15 protein-coding genes and 1 tRNA gene are annotated in these 15193 nt (G+C 74.9%); 8 read left to right on the top strand and 8 right to left on the bottom strand.

Annotation, left to right across the window (positions count from 1 at the left end; all coding sequences use genetic code 11):
* The first annotated feature begins 19 nt into the window (after positions 1-19).
* The 3 genes from A3CO_RS0113505 to A3CO_RS0113495 are packed head-to-tail and all read left to right on the top strand — an operon-like array spanning position 20 to position 3025.
* A complete protein-coding gene (locus A3CO_RS0113505; RefSeq protein WP_018332778.1) occupies positions 20-1201 on the top strand; it encodes an acyl-CoA dehydrogenase family protein in 1182 nt (393 codons plus the stop codon).
* Positions 1202-1228: 27 nt separating this feature from the next.
* Positions 1229-2002, top strand: coding sequence for an LmeA family phospholipid-binding protein (locus tag A3CO_RS0113500; RefSeq protein WP_026204579.1), 774 nt, complete (start codon positions 1229-1231; stop codon positions 2000-2002).
* 24 nt (positions 2003-2026) lie between these two features.
* The gene (locus tag A3CO_RS0113495) at positions 2027-3025 is read left to right on the top strand and encodes a Gfo/Idh/MocA family protein (RefSeq protein WP_018332776.1); all 999 of its coding nucleotides are present in this window, start codon (positions 2027-2029) and stop codon (positions 3023-3025) included.
* On the opposite strand, the gene A3CO_RS32090 is transcribed toward A3CO_RS0113495, so the two are convergent.
* Positions 3000-3797, bottom strand: a complete 798-nt coding sequence (locus A3CO_RS32090) for a DUF429 domain-containing protein (protein WP_018332775.1) — start codon at positions 3795-3797, stop codon at positions 3000-3002. The two genes, A3CO_RS0113495 and A3CO_RS32090, sit on opposite strands and share 26 nt — an antisense overlap.
* Before the next feature lie 327 nt (positions 3798-4124).
* Here A3CO_RS32090 and A3CO_RS0113485 point away from each other — a divergent pair, with 327 nt between their 5' ends.
* A complete protein-coding gene (locus A3CO_RS0113485) occupies positions 4125-4400 on the top strand; it encodes a hypothetical protein (protein ID WP_018332774.1) in 276 nt (91 codons plus the stop codon).
* A gap of 44 nt (positions 4401-4444) precedes the next feature.
* Here the strand turns inward: A3CO_RS0113485 and A3CO_RS35830 are convergent, their stop codons facing one another.
* The 3 genes from A3CO_RS35830 to A3CO_RS0113470 all read right to left on the bottom strand — a co-directional run bounded on the left by A3CO_RS35830 (position 4445) and on the right by A3CO_RS0113470 (position 8078).
* A complete protein-coding gene (locus A3CO_RS35830; protein WP_018332773.1) occupies positions 4445-6238 on the bottom strand; it encodes an ATP-dependent DNA ligase in 1794 nt (597 codons plus the stop codon).
* Positions 6239-6564: 326 nt separating this feature from the next.
* Positions 6565-7386, bottom strand: a complete 822-nt coding sequence (locus A3CO_RS0113475; protein ID WP_018332772.1) for an anti-sigma factor — start codon at positions 7384-7386, stop codon at positions 6565-6567.
* Positions 7383-8078 carry an RNA polymerase sigma factor gene (locus A3CO_RS0113470; protein ID WP_018332771.1) on the bottom strand — a complete coding sequence of 232 codons (696 nt, stop codon included), beginning with the start codon at positions 8076-8078 and terminating at the stop codon, positions 7383-7385. The genes A3CO_RS0113475 and A3CO_RS0113470 overlap by 4 nt, the downstream gene beginning before the upstream one ends.
* A 255-nt stretch (positions 8079-8333) precedes the next feature.
* On the opposite strand from A3CO_RS0113470, the gene mftD reads away from it, so the two are divergent.
* The gene (gene mftD / locus A3CO_RS0113465) at positions 8334-9515 is read left to right on the top strand and encodes a pre-mycofactocin synthase MftD (protein ID WP_018332770.1); all 1182 of its coding nucleotides are present in this window, start codon (positions 8334-8336) and stop codon (positions 9513-9515) included.
* A gap of 125 nt (positions 9516-9640) precedes the next feature.
* Here the strand turns inward: mftD and A3CO_RS0113460 are convergent.
* The 3 genes from A3CO_RS0113460 to A3CO_RS0113450 form a co-directional block, all read right to left on the bottom strand.
* Positions 9641-9729: transfer RNA gene (locus A3CO_RS0113460), tRNA-Ser, on the bottom strand.
* Positions 9730-9739: 10 nt separating this feature from the next.
* Positions 9740-10210, bottom strand: coding sequence for a nucleoside deaminase (locus A3CO_RS0113455; RefSeq protein WP_084681847.1), 471 nt, complete (start codon positions 10208-10210; stop codon positions 9740-9742).
* The gene (locus A3CO_RS0113450) at positions 10200-10739 is read right to left on the bottom strand and encodes a tRNA adenosine deaminase-associated protein (RefSeq protein ID WP_051085948.1); all 540 of its coding nucleotides are present in this window, start codon (positions 10737-10739) and stop codon (positions 10200-10202) included. The genes A3CO_RS0113455 and A3CO_RS0113450 overlap by 11 nt, the downstream gene beginning before the upstream one ends.
* A gap of 122 nt (positions 10740-10861) precedes the next feature.
* On the opposite strand from A3CO_RS0113450, the gene A3CO_RS32080 reads away from it, so the two are divergent.
* Positions 10862-12112, top strand: coding sequence for a M20 metallopeptidase family protein (locus A3CO_RS32080; RefSeq protein ID WP_018332767.1), 1251 nt, complete (start codon positions 10862-10864; stop codon positions 12110-12112).
* Positions 12113-12180: 68 nt separating this feature from the next.
* Positions 12181-13200 carry a prephenate dehydrogenase gene (locus A3CO_RS0113440; RefSeq protein WP_018332766.1) on the top strand — a complete coding sequence of 340 codons (1020 nt, stop codon included), beginning with the start codon at positions 12181-12183 and terminating at the stop codon, positions 13198-13200.
* Between the two features lie 6 nt (positions 13201-13206).
* Here the strand turns inward: A3CO_RS0113440 and A3CO_RS32075 are convergent, their stop codons facing one another.
* A complete protein-coding gene (locus tag A3CO_RS32075; protein WP_051085947.1) occupies positions 13207-13992 on the bottom strand; it encodes an ATP-dependent DNA ligase in 786 nt (261 codons plus the stop codon).
* Between the two features lie 149 nt (positions 13993-14141).
* Here A3CO_RS32075 and ku point away from each other — a divergent pair, with 149 nt between their 5' ends.
* Positions 14142-15167 (top strand): non-homologous end joining protein Ku, encoded by a 1026-nt coding sequence (gene ku / locus A3CO_RS0113430; RefSeq protein WP_026204577.1) that lies wholly within the window; start codon positions 14142-14144, stop codon positions 15165-15167.
* The last annotated feature ends 26 nt before the right edge of the window (positions 15168-15193 follow it).

The following is a 15193-nucleotide window of genomic DNA, read 5'->3' as shown; positions in this document are numbered from 1 at the left end:
AGTACCGTTAGGACGTGACATGGCCGTCGACCGCCTCCTGCCCACCGACGAGGCCCGGGCGCTGATCGAGCTCACGCGGGAGGTCGCCGACAAGGAACTGGCCACGCGTGTCGACGACCACGAGCGCGGTGACGGGACGTATCCCGAGGGCCTGTTCGCCACCCTCGGCGAGACCGGCCTGCTCGGCCTGCCCTACCCCGAGGAGTACGGCGGCGGCGGCCAGCCCTACGAGGTGTACCTGCAGGTCCTCGAGGAGCTCGCGGCGCGCTGGGCCACGATCGCGGTCACGACGAGCGTGCACGGCCTGGCCTGCTTCCCGGTCGCCACCTTCGGCACAGAGGCCCAGAAGCAGGAGTGGCTGCCGCGGATGCTGGCCGGCGAGATCATCGGCGGGTACAGCCTGTCCGAGCCGCACGCCGGGTCCGACGCCGCCGCGCTGCGCTGCCGCGCGGAGCAGGGCGAGGACGGGAACTACCGCATCACCGGTGAGAAGGCGTGGATCACCCACGGCGGGAAGGCCGACTTCTACGCCCTGTTCGCCCGCACCGGTGAGACGGGAGACGGAGCGCAGCGGAGCTCGACCACGGGGGGCAGCCGCGGCGTCACCTGCTTCCTCGCGCCCGGGCACACCGAGGGCCTGACCTTCGGCCGCCCCGAGGAGAAGATGGGGCTGCACGCGGTCCCGACGACGAGCGCCACCTGGGACGGCGGGGTCATCGAGGCCGACCGCCGCATCGGCGAGGAGGGTCAGGGCCTCCAGATCGCGTTCGCCGCGCTGGACTCCGGGCGGCTCGGGATCGCCGCGTGTGCGGTCGGGCTCGCCCAGGCCGCGCTCGACGCGGCCGTCGACTACGCGAACGAGCGGCGGACGTTCGGCAAGCGCATCGTCGACCACCAGGGGCTGGGCTTCGTCCTGGCCGACATGGCCGCCGCGGTCGACTCGGCGCGTGCGACCTACCTCGACGCGGCCCGCCGCAAGGACGCCGGCGTGCCCTACTCGCGCCAGGCCTCCGTCGCGAAGCTCGTCGCCACGGACGCCGCGATGAAGGTGACCACGGACGCCGTGCAGGTGTTCGGCGGGGCCGGCTACACCCGCGACTTCCCGGTCGAGCGGTACATGCGCGAGGCCAAGATCATGCAGATCTTCGAGGGCACCAACCAGATCCAGCGCCTGGTGATCTCGAGGCACTTCGCACGCTGAATCGCCCGTGACGGACACTGACGGGTGATGCGCGGATTCCTCATCACCCTGGCCGTGCTCGCCGTGCTGCTGGTGGGCGTCGACTTCGGCGCCCGCTTCGTGGCCCAGGACCGGGTGGCCTCCCAGCTGCAGACGCAGCTGAAGCTCGACGCCGAACCGCGCGTCGACATCCACGGCTTCCCGTTCCTGACGCAGGCCGCGGCCGGCGAGTACCCCTCGGTCACCCTCACCGCCGAGCACATCCCCTACCGCCAGCTCCGGGACATCACGCTCGTGGCCGACCTCGGCGACGTGCGGCTCCCGCCGCAGTCGCTGCTCGACGGCTCCGTGCGCTCCATCCCGGCGCGGACGGTGACCGCGAGCGCCGAGGTCGATCCGCCCGACCTCGCGCGGATCCTCAAGGTCTCCGACGTGACGGTCCAGCCGGTCACCGCGCAGACCCTGGCGGCGCGGGGGTCGAAGGTCGCGGACATCGACCCGTCGCAGGCCGTGGAGCTGACCTCCACGACGACCGTGCTCGGCCAGCAGGTCCGGGCGTCGGTCATCGCCACGTTCCGGCTCGCCGGCGGGCAGATCGTGCTCTCGGCGCGGGACATCGCGGTGGACGCCGGTGACGCCCCGTCGTCGGTGTCCGGCGCCGTCACGAGCGCGCTGCGCTCGCGGCTCGGGAGCTACTCGGCGCGCCTCGACCCCGGGCAGCTGCCGTTCTCGATCACGGCGACCGACCTCCGCGCGGAGAACGGCAAGCTCGTCGTCTCCGGCACCGCGCAGGACGTCGACCTCCTCGGTGGCTCGCTGTAGCGGATCGCGTGACAGGCTGACGTCGTGCAGACCATCCGCTGGGGCATCGCCGGACCGGGCCGGATCGCGGCGAACGTCGCCCGGGACCTCGTCGCGGTCGGGGGCACCGAGCTCGTCGCGGTCGGATCCCGGTCGGCCGAGCGGGCGGAGGCGTTCGCCGCGGAACACGGCGCCGCGCGGGCGCACGGCTCGTACCGGGCGCTCGTGGACGACGGGGGAGTCGACGCGATCTACATCGCCACCCCGCACCCCCAGCACGCGGACCTCGCCGTCGCCGCCCTCGAGGCCGGCAAGGCGGTGCTGGTGGAGAAGACCTTCACCGCGACCCTCGCCGGGGCCTGGCGCGTGGTGGACACCGCCCGACGGCACGGCGTGTTCGCGATGGAGGCGATGTGGACCCGCTTCCAGCCCGCCGTCGTACGGGCCCGTGAGATCTACGAGGCCGGCGAGATCGGCGAGGTCCGCGCGGTGCAGGCGGACCTCGGCACGGTGCGCGACGTCGACCCCGCCGACCGCCTCTTCAACGCCGAGCTCGGCGGCGGCGCCCTGCTCGACCTCGCCGTCTACCCCGTCTCCTTCGCCCAGATGGTGCTCGGCGGGAGCCCGTCGCGCGTGCACGCGGTGGGACGCCTGGAGACCACGGGCGTGGACGCCGAGAACGCGCTGGTCATGGCCTGGGAGGACGGCCGGTTCGCCACCGCCCAGACCTCGTTCCACTCGCCGTCGCCGGGGCAGGCCCGCATCTTCGGCTCCACCGGCTGGATCGACGTGCTCCCCCGCTTCCACCACCCGACGACGATCGTGGTGCACCGCTCCCCCGACGACCCCGGTGAGCGCCTCGAGCTGCCCCCCACCGGCGCCGGGTACTCGCACGAGATCGTCGAGGTGAACTCGTGCCTGCGCGCGGGGCGCACCGAGTCCGCGGTGATGCCGCTCGACGACACGCTCGCCGTCCAGGGCGTCCTGGCCGAGGCCGCGGACCAGCTCGGGCTGTCGTTCAGCGAGGCGGCCCTGGCGCTGTAGGCGGGAGCCACAGCCGTCCCTCGATTCCCGACGCCGGGTCGGTGCGGGCGGGCAGCGCGGCCAGCTCGTCGGCGTGATCGGCCATGCCGAGGGCCGCGTACGCGGCGTCGAACGCGTCCTCGGTGGCGGTCACGGCGGCGCGGAGCTCCGTGGGGACGCGGGGGTCGGCCTCGACCAGGGCCCGGCGCGCGTCCGCCGAGGACTTGACGACGGGGCCGGTCATCGCCCGCGGGTAGACCTCCACGACGAGCACCCCCCGTGGCCCGGGCGCCGGGTCCATCGGCCACACCCCGACGCCCGCCCGGCGCCACCGCCCCAGCAGGGCCATCCCCCGGACCGACCCGGTCCCGACCGCGCCCGCGCCGCCGATCTGGAACGTCGACAACGGGTTCAGCCCCCGGTCCCGGGCCTCGAGCTCGGTGTCGCGGTACAGGTCGACGTCGGTCGGCTTCCGGGTCCCCGCCCGACCCCAGAACGGCGGGTCGCACGCCTCGAGCCAGGTCTCGCCCTCGTCGCGCGCCAGGTCCCACACCTGCGGCAGCGACCTCGCGCCGTATCGGGTGGGGAACCAGGCCGGAAGGCCGAACGAGAAGTCCATCCCGACGACGGCGGGCTCGGCCCGGTCGCGCAGGTCCAGCAGCAGGTCCCCGACGCCGTCGCGGTCGAGCCCGCCCCGCACGTCGACCAAGCGGCCCGGCACCGCCTCGGCCACCCGGATGCGCTTCGCGGCGCCCCGCAGGTCCCCGGACCAGTCGACGGCGAGGATGCGCACGGGACGCCATCCTGCCGGGCCTGCACCGGGCCGCGAGACGCACATCAGGCAGGCGCGAGGGCCTCCCGACATGCCTCACCTGAACCTCGCCGTCGACGTCGCGAGCCTCAGCGCCGGATCACCCGTTCGTCGTAGCAGAACGACCGCTGGACCCTTGTACCGGACCGCTCGTCCCGACGCGCGCCGGACCACTCGTTCCGGGCGGAACTCGTCGCCCCAATAGCCCCACGTGTCACACGCGTGGAGAGTCCTAGCCGACCGTTCGTCGCGGGGCAGCTGCGCCGAACGGTCGCCCGCACTACTCCATCCCTCTCGAGGAGGATCTCCGTGGCCAAGCATCGCGCGCCGCGCCGGCTCACCGCCCGACGTGCCGCCACCCCCGTCGCCGCCCTCGCCCTGTCCGCGGCGGCCCTCACCGCGGTCGCGCCCATGGCGTCGGCCCACACCCGGCTCGACGGCCGCGACGGCCCGTCGGGCAACGGGAACATCGGGCTGCTCAACGACCTCACCCTGCTGCCCGTCAACGCGTGTGGACTGCAGGTACCGATCCTGGGGAGCATCCTCGCGGCGCCGACCCCGACCTGCTCGAACACCCACGGCTGACCGGCGGGGCGTCCCCCGGAGATGTCGGGGGACGGGGGACGCCCTCAGCCCACGAGGAGCCGGCCGGCCGGCGGCTCCTCGGCGTGCGTGGCCGGGACGCGAAGCCGGACCGTGGTCCCGCTCCCGGCCCGGCTGTCGACGTGCAGGTCGCACCGCCCGCCGTACGCGGCGCGCAGGCGGCGGTCGACCTCGGCGATCCCGCCGTGCCGGGCGTCGACCAGCGACGCGGCCCGGGATGCCTCCGGGCCCATCCCGGCGCCGTCGTCGGAGATCGTCACCACGCAGTCGGGGCCCGCGCCGGCCGCGGTGATCCGCACGGTGCCGCCGCCCAGCACGGGCTCGATGCCGTGCCGCACGGCGTTCTCCACGAGCGGCGCCACCACGAACGGCGGGAGCACGACGTTCTCCACCTCGGGCGCCACCGTGATCTCCACGCCGAGCCGCTCGCCGAAGCGGGCCTGCTCGAGGGTGAGGTAGCGCCGGGCGTTGCGCAGTTCCTCGGCGACCGTGGTCCTCGTGTCGGAGGTGCGGAACGAGTAGCGCGTGAAGTCGGCGAACTCGTTCAGCAGCTCGCGGGCCCGGGTGGGGTCGACCCGCACATAGCTCGCGATCGCGGTCAACGCGTTGTGCACGAAGTGGGCCGAGAACCGCGACCGCAGGGCCGCCTCGACGTCGACGTCGGGCAGGAGCACCTCGGCGGCGCCGGCGGGCACGAGCACGGCGGCTTCGGCTGCGCCGGGCGACGCGACGACGTCCACGCCCCGCGTGTTCCCCGCTGCGGGCACCGGGGGCCGCTCCACCGTCTCCAGATCGTCGAGCGCGAGATCCGTCGCGACGACCGGTGCGGCCAGCACCGGCGCGTGCACCGTCGCGGGGTGGGTGCCCGCCCGCAGGCCCTGCCACACCGGCCGACCCAACAGGCCGGTCGGCGTCCAGCGACGGTGCTCCACCCGGCCCACCAGCCGGGGGGCGACCCAGCGCGCAGCTGCCTGCACGTCCGCGGGGAGGTCGCCGTGGAAGGGGCTGACCAGCCGGTCCAGCCCCACCGACGCGTCGAGGATCTCGCGACGGGCCGCGGCCGTGACGCCGGTGGACACCCGGCCCGCGTAGCGCAGCACCCCGTCGCTCGGCACGCCGAGCAGCAACGAGCCGACGCCCTCGGAGCTCCCCCGCGGCGGCAACCACCCGCCGACGACGACGTCCTGCGCCTGCGTGATCTCGGCCGTGATCCAGCTCCGGGACCGCCGGCCGCTCTGGTAGGTCGACTCCAGCCGCTTGGCGACGACGCCCTCGAGGCCGTACTGCCGGGCGGTGCTGACCACCTCGTCCGCGGCGACGCCGGTGAACGACGGCGGCACGACGAGGTTCCCCCCGGCGAGGTCGATCTCGGTGAGCAGCTCGCGCCGCTGGCGGTAGGGCATGCGGGCGGTGGACCGGCCGTCGACCTCGAGCACGTCGAACACGTAGTAGGAGACGGGCGTGCCGCTGACCAGGGCCCGCGAGGGCCGGGCCACCCGTCGGCGGCGACGCAGCCGCGCCATGCTCGGCCGACCCACCGGGTCCTTCGCGACGACGACGCCGTCGAGCACCAGTCCGTGCGCGGCGGGCACCCCGACCTCCGGGAAGCCCGCCGTCACGTCGTGCCCGTCGGCGTCGATCAGGCGCAGCTCGCCGTCCTGGGCGTACGCGAAGCAGCGCAGCCCGGACCACACGAACTCGAACGCCCACCCGGCGCCCCGGGGCAGCTCACCGGTCGAGGCCAGCATCGGCCGGGCCGCACCGCGCGGGCCGGGGACGCGGGGCCACACGTCGGCGGGGGCAGCAGCACCGGACGCCATGCGCACGCCTCCCCGTCGTCTGCCGCGCCGGCCCGCTCCGACGCCGCTCGCCGGGGACGCTCCGTCGCGTGTTCCCGACAGCTGCCACGGTAGCCAGACCCCCCGACGACGACGCCGGGTTTGCACGCCGCGCCACGGCGTGCTGCGGCCGGACAGCGACGCGACGCGACGAACGGCCGACCGGGCATCGTCGCGCGGGTCGGCGGACGGCGCACGGTGGAGGCGGGCCGCCGGACGACGGGGCTCGCCCGGACGGCGCGGAGCGTGCGATGGAACGAGCCCCTCCGGTCGATCCGGAGGGGCCCGTCACCCGCGACGCGGGCCCGTCAGATGAGCGGCCCGCTGGCCACCACCGTCGACGGGCGCGGCGGCACCGGACCGGCGGCCTCGGCCGACACCGCGTACGCCCCCTGGGAGAGCCCGGTGGACGGACGGGTGCCGGTCGGGGTGAAGCCGCCCGCGGCGTCGAACGTGCCCACCGCGGTCGCCGTCCCGCCCGCGACGCGCCAGAGCACGAAGGTGCGGTTCGGACCGATGTCCGGCATGTCGACGGGCACGACCCGGGGGCCGGCCTGGTCGTCCAGCACGACCGCGAGCACGGCGCCGCCCGGCTGGAGCAGCGCCGCGTGGCGCACGTCCGGGTTCCGGGCCTCGGCGGAGCTGATCACCTGGTCCGCGCGGGTGGCGGACGCGGCCCGCGCGTCGGTGTCCGGGCCGGTGGCGATCCCCCGGGCGGAGAACACGACCACGCCCGCCACCACCGCGACGAGCGCGAGCACGGCCGCACTGCGACGGCGCGGCGACCGCGCCGGGGCGGTCCGCGGCGGCGGGGGGTCGGGGACCGCGGCGGCGGCCGGCGCCACCGCCGCGACCGGCACGACGGGGGCCGGGGCGGTCGGGCGCGCCGGCTCGGCGTCCGCGGCGGCGAGGATGCGGCCGCGCAGCCCGGAGGGCGGTTCGCTGTCCGCGACCGCGTGGGCGAGGGCCGCCATGGTCGCGTGGGTCTCGGAGAGCAGCGACCGGCACGGCGCGCACGTGCGCAGGTGCTCGGTGACGCGGTCCTCCTCCTCCGGTTCGAGGGCGTGCAGGGCACGGCCGACGACGGCGCCCGCGAGCTCGCCGTCGTGCGGGATCCCGTCGGCGCTCACCAGGTGTCCCCGAGCAGCTCGAGGCCCGACGTGCCGAGGACCGGGGCGAGGAGCACCCGCAGCTTGGCCACCCCGGTGAACATGCGGGACTTCACGGTGCCGATCGGCACGCCCGTGATCGAGGCGACCTCCCGCTGGGTGTAGCCGCCGTAGTAGGCGAGGCCGAGCGCCTGGCGCTGCTCGGAGGGGAGGTGGCGCAGGGCGGCGCGGACGTGCTCGGCGATGACCGAGCCCAGTGCGGCGCGGTCGGCCGAAGGGACCGCGGACGATTCGAGGCCGACCTCGGGCTCGTCGGTGGGCACGTGGTGGCGACGGCGGGTCGCCTCCCGCCGGACCGCGTCGACCGCCTTGTGGTGCACGAGCGTCAGCAGCCAGCTGATCACCGAGCCGCGGGTGCGGTCGAACCGCTCCGGGTCCCGCCACAGGACGAGGAACACCTCCTGCACGACGTCCTCGGCGAGCCCCTCGTCCACGCAGATGCGGCGGGCGAGCGAGTAGGCCGCACGCCCGTGGCGGGCGTAGAGGAGGTCGAGGGCGCCGGTGTCGCGGGCCGCGAGGCGGGCGACGAGATCGGCGTCGGTGACGTCCGCATCGACCGGAGCGGGTCCGGAGGCGCTGGCGTCCGGGCTGGGGTCCGGACGAGGCCGCGGTGGTGCAGCCAGGTCGGGCCCGGCCGCGCGGGACGGTGTCATGGCGGGTGGGGCTCCTTCGGTGAGACCGCGTCCCCGGCCACGGCCGGCGACGTGGGGGCTTTCGTGACGACGGGCGCGGTCGGTTCACCCCCGGCCGCGGGAGATCACCGGGCGCCGCGACCCGTCGTCGGGAATCCGCGGATGAGAAGGCCGCGACCTGCCCTGACGGACGGGGCGCAATCCCCCCGCGCGAGCGGCGCAGGAGTGAGCCGGGCCACCTACCCTCGGGGGACAGGCGATCTGCGGAAGGTGCTCATGGCTGGTCAGTGGTTCGAGTCGGTGGCGGAGGCGCAGCGCCGCGCGAAGAAGCGGCTGCCGAAGTCGGTGTACGGCGCGCTCGTGGCGGGCAGCGAGGCGGGCTACACGCTCGACGACAACACCGGCGCCTTCCGGGAGCTGCAGTTCGCCCCGCACGTGGCGGACCTGCCCTACGAGAAGTCGCTCGCGACGACGATCATGGGGCAGGAGATCTCCATGCCCGTCATGATCTCGCCGACGGGCGTCCAGGCGGTCAACCCGGAGGGCGAGGTGGCGGTCGCGCGGGCGGCGGCCTCCCGGGGGACCGCGATGGGCCTGTCGTCGTTCGCGAGCCGGTCGATCGAGGACGTCGTCGCGGCGAACGACAAGACGTTCTTCCAGATGTACTGGGTCGGCGACCGCGAGACCCTCGCCGCCCGGGCCGAGCGCGCCAAGCGGGCCGGCGCGAAGGGCCTCATCGTCACCCTCGACTGGTCGTTCTCCCACGGTCGCGACTGGGGCAGCCCGGCCATCCCGGAGAAGATGGACCTCAAGACGATGATCAAGTACATCCCGGAGGGCATCACCCGGCCCCGCTGGGGGCTGGAGTTCCTCAAGGCCCGGTTCATCCCGGACCTCACCGTCCCGAACATCCCCGTCGACGGCTCCGAGCCCCCGACCTTCTTCGGCGCCTACGGCCAGTGGATGTTCACCCCGCCGCCCACCTGGGCCGACGTGGCCTGGCTCCGCGAGCAGTGGGGCACCGACCTGCCGTTCTGCGTGAAGGGCATCACCCGGGTCGACGACGCCAAGCGGGCGGTCGACGCCGGCGCGACCGCGATCCAGGTGTCCAACCACGGCGGCAACAACCTCGACTCCACCCCGGCCCCGATCCGGGTGCTGCCCGGGATCGTCGAGGCCGTCGGGCGCGACGTCGAGGTCATCATGGACGGCGGGGTGCGCCGCGGCTCCGACGTCGTGAAGGCCCTGTGCCTCGGCGCGAAGGCCGTCGCGATCGGGCGCGCCTACCTTTGGGGCCTCGCCGCGGCCGGGGAGGCCGGCGTCGGCAACGTCCTCGACATCCTGCAGAGCGGGATCGGCTCGGGCCTCATGGGCCTGGGCAAGTCCTCGGTGCAGGAGCTGGCCCCGGAGGACCTGCTCATCCCGCCGAACTTCACACGCCAGGCCGGGGTCGCCTGAGCCCTCGTTCCGGACGAACGGGTCGTTCGTGCCGATAGACGCCACGAACGACCCGTTCGTCAGGTCGGAGGCCACCCCGGACACACGAACGCCGGGCGCTCCGCGAGAGGGAGACCCGGCGTCGATGGCGGTAGCGGTGGGATTCGAACCCACGGTGGGCAGAACCCACACACGCTTTCGAGGCGTGCTCCTTTGGCCGCTCGGACACGCTACCGGGAGCAACCCTACCGGGCGCCCCCACCGGGTTCGCCGCCACCCCGGAACCACGCGCGCAGCAGCTCCGAGCAGGCCGGTTCGCGCACGCCGCCGATCACCTCGGGGCGGTGGGTGAGCCGCCGGTCGCGCAGCACGTCCCACAGCGAGCCCGCCGCCCCGGTCTTCGGTTCCCAGGCGCCGAACACCACCCGGTCCACCCGCGCGAGCACCGCGGCGCCGGCGCACATGGTGCAGGGCTCGAGCGTGACGGCGAGGGTGCAGCCCTCCAGCCGCCAGCCGTCGTCGTGAACGCGTGCCGCGGCCCGCAGGGCGAGGACCTCGGCGTGGGCCGTGGGGTCGCCGAGCGCCTCGCGCGCGTTCGTGGCGCACGCGAGCTCCCGCCCGGACGCGTCGACGACCACCGCCCCGACCGGCACGTCGGCGGGGTGCGCCGTCCGTGCCACCTCGAGGGCGCGGTCGATCAGGACCTCAGGACGCAGGCGCGGTCTCCACGATGCGGGCCAGCTCGTCGGCGAAGCCGCAGCGCCGGGCGATCGCGGTCAGCTGCTCGTCCGGGTAGAGGTCGATCTCGTCGACCAGCACGGCGAGCTCGTCGGCGGGGACGCCGAGGTCGGCCAGCATCCCGAGGTCGCCCTCGGGCCAGGGGTCGTCGTCCACCTCGTCCTCGTCGGGGACGTCGAGGCGCAGCAGGTCGAGCACGTCCGCGGCGACGTCGTAGTCCAGCGCCGCGACCGCGTCGGAGAGCAGGAGCGAGACTCCCCCGGGCACCGGGCGCACGAGGACGAAGAACTCGTCGTCCACATCGAGCAGTCCGATGACCGCTCCGGTCGAACGCAACGCCCGGAGCGCGGTGATGGCGGAATCCAGGTCGGCGAGCGCGGTACGGTCCATCGAGACCGCACGCCACCGGCCCTCCTCCCGGGTGACCGCGACGGCCCAGCCGTCGAGGGGCACGACGGTGCCCTGACCACCGCCACGGGGGGCGGCCTGTGCGCCCTGTCCTGCCATGGTCACCACGGTAGGACCAGCGACCCATGCCGTGAAGGGTGAGGACGCCACGCGCACCGAATCGACATCTTCCGCGCGCCGGGCGGTCGCCCCCCGGGGACCGGGGGTGCAGGATCACGGGTGTGAGGACGTCTGGCGAGGCCCGGCAGGAGGTCCGGCGACGGGCGGCCCACCGTGCTCCGGAGCGGGCGCTGATCGCCGAGGCCCGAGCCCTGCAGCCCGACACGATCGCCCTGCGCCGCACCCTGCACCGCCAGCCCGAGCTCGGTCTCGACCTGCCCCAGACGCAGGCCGCGATCCTCGCCGTCCTGCGCGACCTGCCGGTCACCATCACGTGCGGGCGGTCGTCGACGTCGGTGGTGGCCACGCTCACCGGCACCCGGCCCGGCCCCGTCGTCCTGCTGCGCGCCGACATGGACGCCCTGCCGCTGCACGAGGACAGCGGGCTCGACCACGCCTCGCGGGTCGAGGGCGCGATGCACGCCTGCGGGCACGACCTGCACACCGCGATGCTCGCCTCGGCCGCCCGCCTGCTCGCCGGGCGGCGTGACCGGCTGGCCGGGACGGTCGTCTTCATGTTCCAGCCCGGCGAGGAGTCCCGGCACGGGGCGCTCGCGATGCTCGCCGAGGGGGTGCTCGAGGCCGGCGGGGCCCTCCCCGGCTCGGCGATGGCGCTGCACGTGACCTCGCGCTTGAGCTCCGGCACGCTGCAGACCCGCGCCGAGTCGATCATGGCGTCGTCGGACGACTTCACGGTAACGGTGCACGGCGCGGGCGGCCACGCCTCGGCCCCGCACGACGCCCTCGACCCGGTGCCGGCGGCCGCGGCCATGGTCGGCGCGCTGCACACGATGATCGGGCGGCGGGTCAGCGCGTTCGACCCGGCGGTGCTCACCGTCGCCCACCTCACCGCCGGCACCACCACCAACGTCATCCCGGAGACCGCGACCCTCGAGGGCACCGTCCGCACGCTCTCCGAGGACACCCGCGAGCAGGTGCTGGCCGAGCTGCGTCGGGTCTGCACCGGGACCGCCGAGGCCTACGGGTGCACCGCCGAGGTGGAGATCGACCGCGGCTACCCCGTGACGGTCAACGACCGCGAGGTGGCGGACCGGGTCGCCGACGTGGGCCGGTCGGTCCTCGGCTCCCGGTTCGTCGAGCCGATGCCCGACCCGATCATGGGCTCCGAGGACTTCTCCTACGTGCTCGGCCGCGTGCCCGGGGCGCTGGCGTTCCTCGGCGCCTGCCCGCCCGGCGTCGACCCGGCGGACGCGCCCCCGAACCACTCGAACCGCGTCGTGTTCGACGAGGAGGCGATGGTCGCGGGCGTCGCCCTCTACGCGGGGTACGCCCTGGAGGTCCTCCGCCCCTGACGTGTCGCTGGAGTGGGTGAACGGCCGTCACCGGCCGGTCCCGCCCTACGCTCCGACCCGTGGGGACAGTGGAACCGGACACCGGAGCGGTACTCGCCGCCGCGCTGACCCGGCCCGTGTGCGTACTCGGGCTCGGTCTCATCGGCGGCTCGCTGCTGCGTGCCGCCACCGACGCGGGCCGCGAGGCCTGGGGGGCGTCGGCGTCGGAGACGACGATCGAGAAGGCCCGCGCGGACGGCTACGACGTCAGCGACACCGTCGCCGACGCGTTGCGCCGCGCCGCCGACGCGGACGCCCTCGTGGTCGTCGCCGTGCCGCTCACGTCGCTGGACGACGTGCTGGCGCTGGTCGGCAAGGAGGCGCCGGACTGCCGGCTCACCGACGTCACGAGCGTCAAGGAGCCGGTGCGCGACGCCGTCGACCGGTGGGCGCCCGCGACCCGCTTCGTCGGCGGCCACCCGATGACGGGCACCGAGTTCTCGGGCTGGGACGCCGGGTCGCTGCAGCTCTTCCACGACAAGGTCTGGGTCGTCGCGACCGACGACGACACCGACCTCGCGGTCTGGACCGACGTCGTCGCCCTCGCCCTCGCCTGCGGCGCCACCGTGGTGCCGGCCGCGTCCGACGAGCACGACGTCGCCGTGGCGCGCATCTCCCACCTGCCGCACCTGCTCGCGGCGGTCCTCGCCGCGGTCGGCGCCGACGGCGGCGAGCTGGCGCTCGCGCTGGCGGCCGGGTCGTTCGCCGACGGCACCCGGGTGGCCGCCACGCGCCCCGAGCTGACCGCCGCGATGTGCGAGGGCAACCGCGCGTCCCTGCTCGCCGCGCTCGACGACGCCCTCGGGCGGCTCGGCGCCACGCGCGGCTCCCTCGCCTCCACCGGGGGCCTGCTCGCCACCCTCACCGCCGGCCACGACGGCCGCAGTGCCCTCGAGGCCGCCCGCCTCGACCGCCGCGAGGTGCGCATCGACCTCGCCGACACCCCGGCCGAGCACCTCGAGGCGATGCGGGACCTGGGCCGCACGGGCGGCCGGATCATCGGCTGGACCGCCGAGGCGCTGGAGACGGCGGCACCCGAGGAGGACTGACGCGCCTCACCACAGCCCGGGCGGTTCCTCCTGCCCCCGACTGTGCCGACCCCGCGGGACCTTTCCCGACGACGGGGCGGGGCCGGACGGGCGCTCCGCCGGCGGCAGCGCGGACAGCGCCGGGCCGGCCGGGGGCTGCTCGGCGGTGGGGAGGTCGACGGCCGTGGCGGCGGTCGGCGCGGTCGGCGCCTCGGCCGGGGCCACGACGCGCAGCCAGTCCTCGCCGGCGTCGGCGTCGTAGGGCGTGTCGCGGCGGCGCGCCATGACCCCCGGCAGCCCCTGCTCCCGGACCCCGGCGAGCAGCGCGGGCCCGTCGTCGTACACCGGGGAGACCTGGATGCGCCCGACCTCGTCGAGGCTGAGCCGCCCGAGCGTGGCGCGGCGCTCGTCGAGCGGGCGCGCCGTCAGCGGGACCCCGTAGAGCCGCAGCACGTCGTAGACCATGAGGATCGCCGGACGGGCGCGCGCCAACGTGCGGGCCTTGCGCGGATCGGCGCGGCGCAGCCGGTCGAACAGCGCGAGGGACGACGGCTGACCGGCGTCGAGCAGCACCGCCTCGCCGTCGAACAGCCCGTCGGGCACCACGTCGGCCAGCGGCGCGAACTCCGGGAACCGGGCCGTGACGTCGTCGCCCTCGAGCGTGCGCAGGCACAGCGTGCCGTCCTCGACGTCGGCGAGCAGGCGGATGCCGCTCCAGTCGACCTCGTAGGACCACTCCGCACCCACGGGCAACCGCCCCGGCACCGGCTGCATCGGCCGGATGCCGGCGCCGCGCACGCCGACGTCCTGCATGCCCACATCGTGCCCCGGGGGCCCGACACCCTCGTGCCCGACACCCCGTGCCCGGGCCGCCCGGCGAAATCCTGTGAGGCGGGACGCATGTGGGGCATCCTGGGGTCCAGCACCGGTGACGCCCGGTGACGGATGAGGGGAGCCGCGCGATGCGCGCGATCTGGAGCGGCGCAGTGTCGTTCGGGCTGGTCAACGTCCCGGTCCGGCTCTACGCCGCGACGTCGAACCACGACATCCGCTTCCACCAGGTGCACGAGATCGACGGCGGGCGCATCCGCCAGAAGCGCACCTGCTCGGTCTGCGGCGAGGAGGTGGCCTACTCGGAGATCGCGAAGGGTTACGAGACCGACGACGGCCAGCTGATCATGCTCGACGACGACGACCTCGCCACGCTGCCCACCGCGACCGGCCACGAGATCGACGTCGTGCAGTTCGTCCCGGTCGACCAGGTCGACCCGCTGCTGCTGGACAAGAGCTACTACCTCGAGCCCGAGAACAAGGCGCTCAAGCCCTACTCGCTGCTGCGCGAGGCCCTGCGCGAGACCGACCGCATGGCGGTGGTGAAGGTCGCGCTGCGACAGCGCGAGACGCTGGCCCTCCTGCGCGTGCGCGAGAACGCGATCGTGCTGCAGACGATGCTCTGGCCCGACGAGGTCCGCGAGGCCGAGTTCCCGGTGCTCGACAACGACGTCGAGGTCCGCCCGCAGGAGATGGCGATGGCGTCGTCGCTCATCGACTCGCTGTCCGGCGACTTCGAGGTCGACCAGTTCGAGGACGAGTACCGCAAGGCCGTCGGCGAGCTCATCGAGTACAAGCGCGAGCACGGTGGCGGGCGGCCGGCCCCCGAGGAGGCCCCGGCCGAGGACGCCGGCGACATGACCGACCTGCTCACCGCACTGCGGCGCTCCGTCGAGGCCGCGGGCGGCAAGGCGGCGGACACCTCGTCGTCGGGCTCGTCGGACTCGTCCTCCTCGGGCTCGTCGGGCTCGTCGAAGAAGAAGACGACGACGAAGGACGACGCCCCCGAGGAGGAGGCGACGGAGAAGAAGTCGACCCGCAAGCGGTCCGCCGCCGCGAAGTCCGACGACGACACCTCGACCGGGACGAAGAAGTCCGCCACCACCCGGTCGCGCCGCAAGAAGGCCGACGACGACGCGGAGGAGAAGGCCAGCTAGTCGCGGCGCCGCCCGCGAGAGGGACA

The organism is Actinomycetospora chiangmaiensis DSM 45062 (genome assembly GCF_000379625.1).
Lineage (GTDB): Bacteria > Actinomycetota > Actinomycetes > Mycobacteriales > Pseudonocardiaceae > Actinomycetospora > Actinomycetospora chiangmaiensis.
Note: the sequence above shows the minus strand (reverse complement) of the source record. Positions and strands in the feature narration are given on the sequence as shown.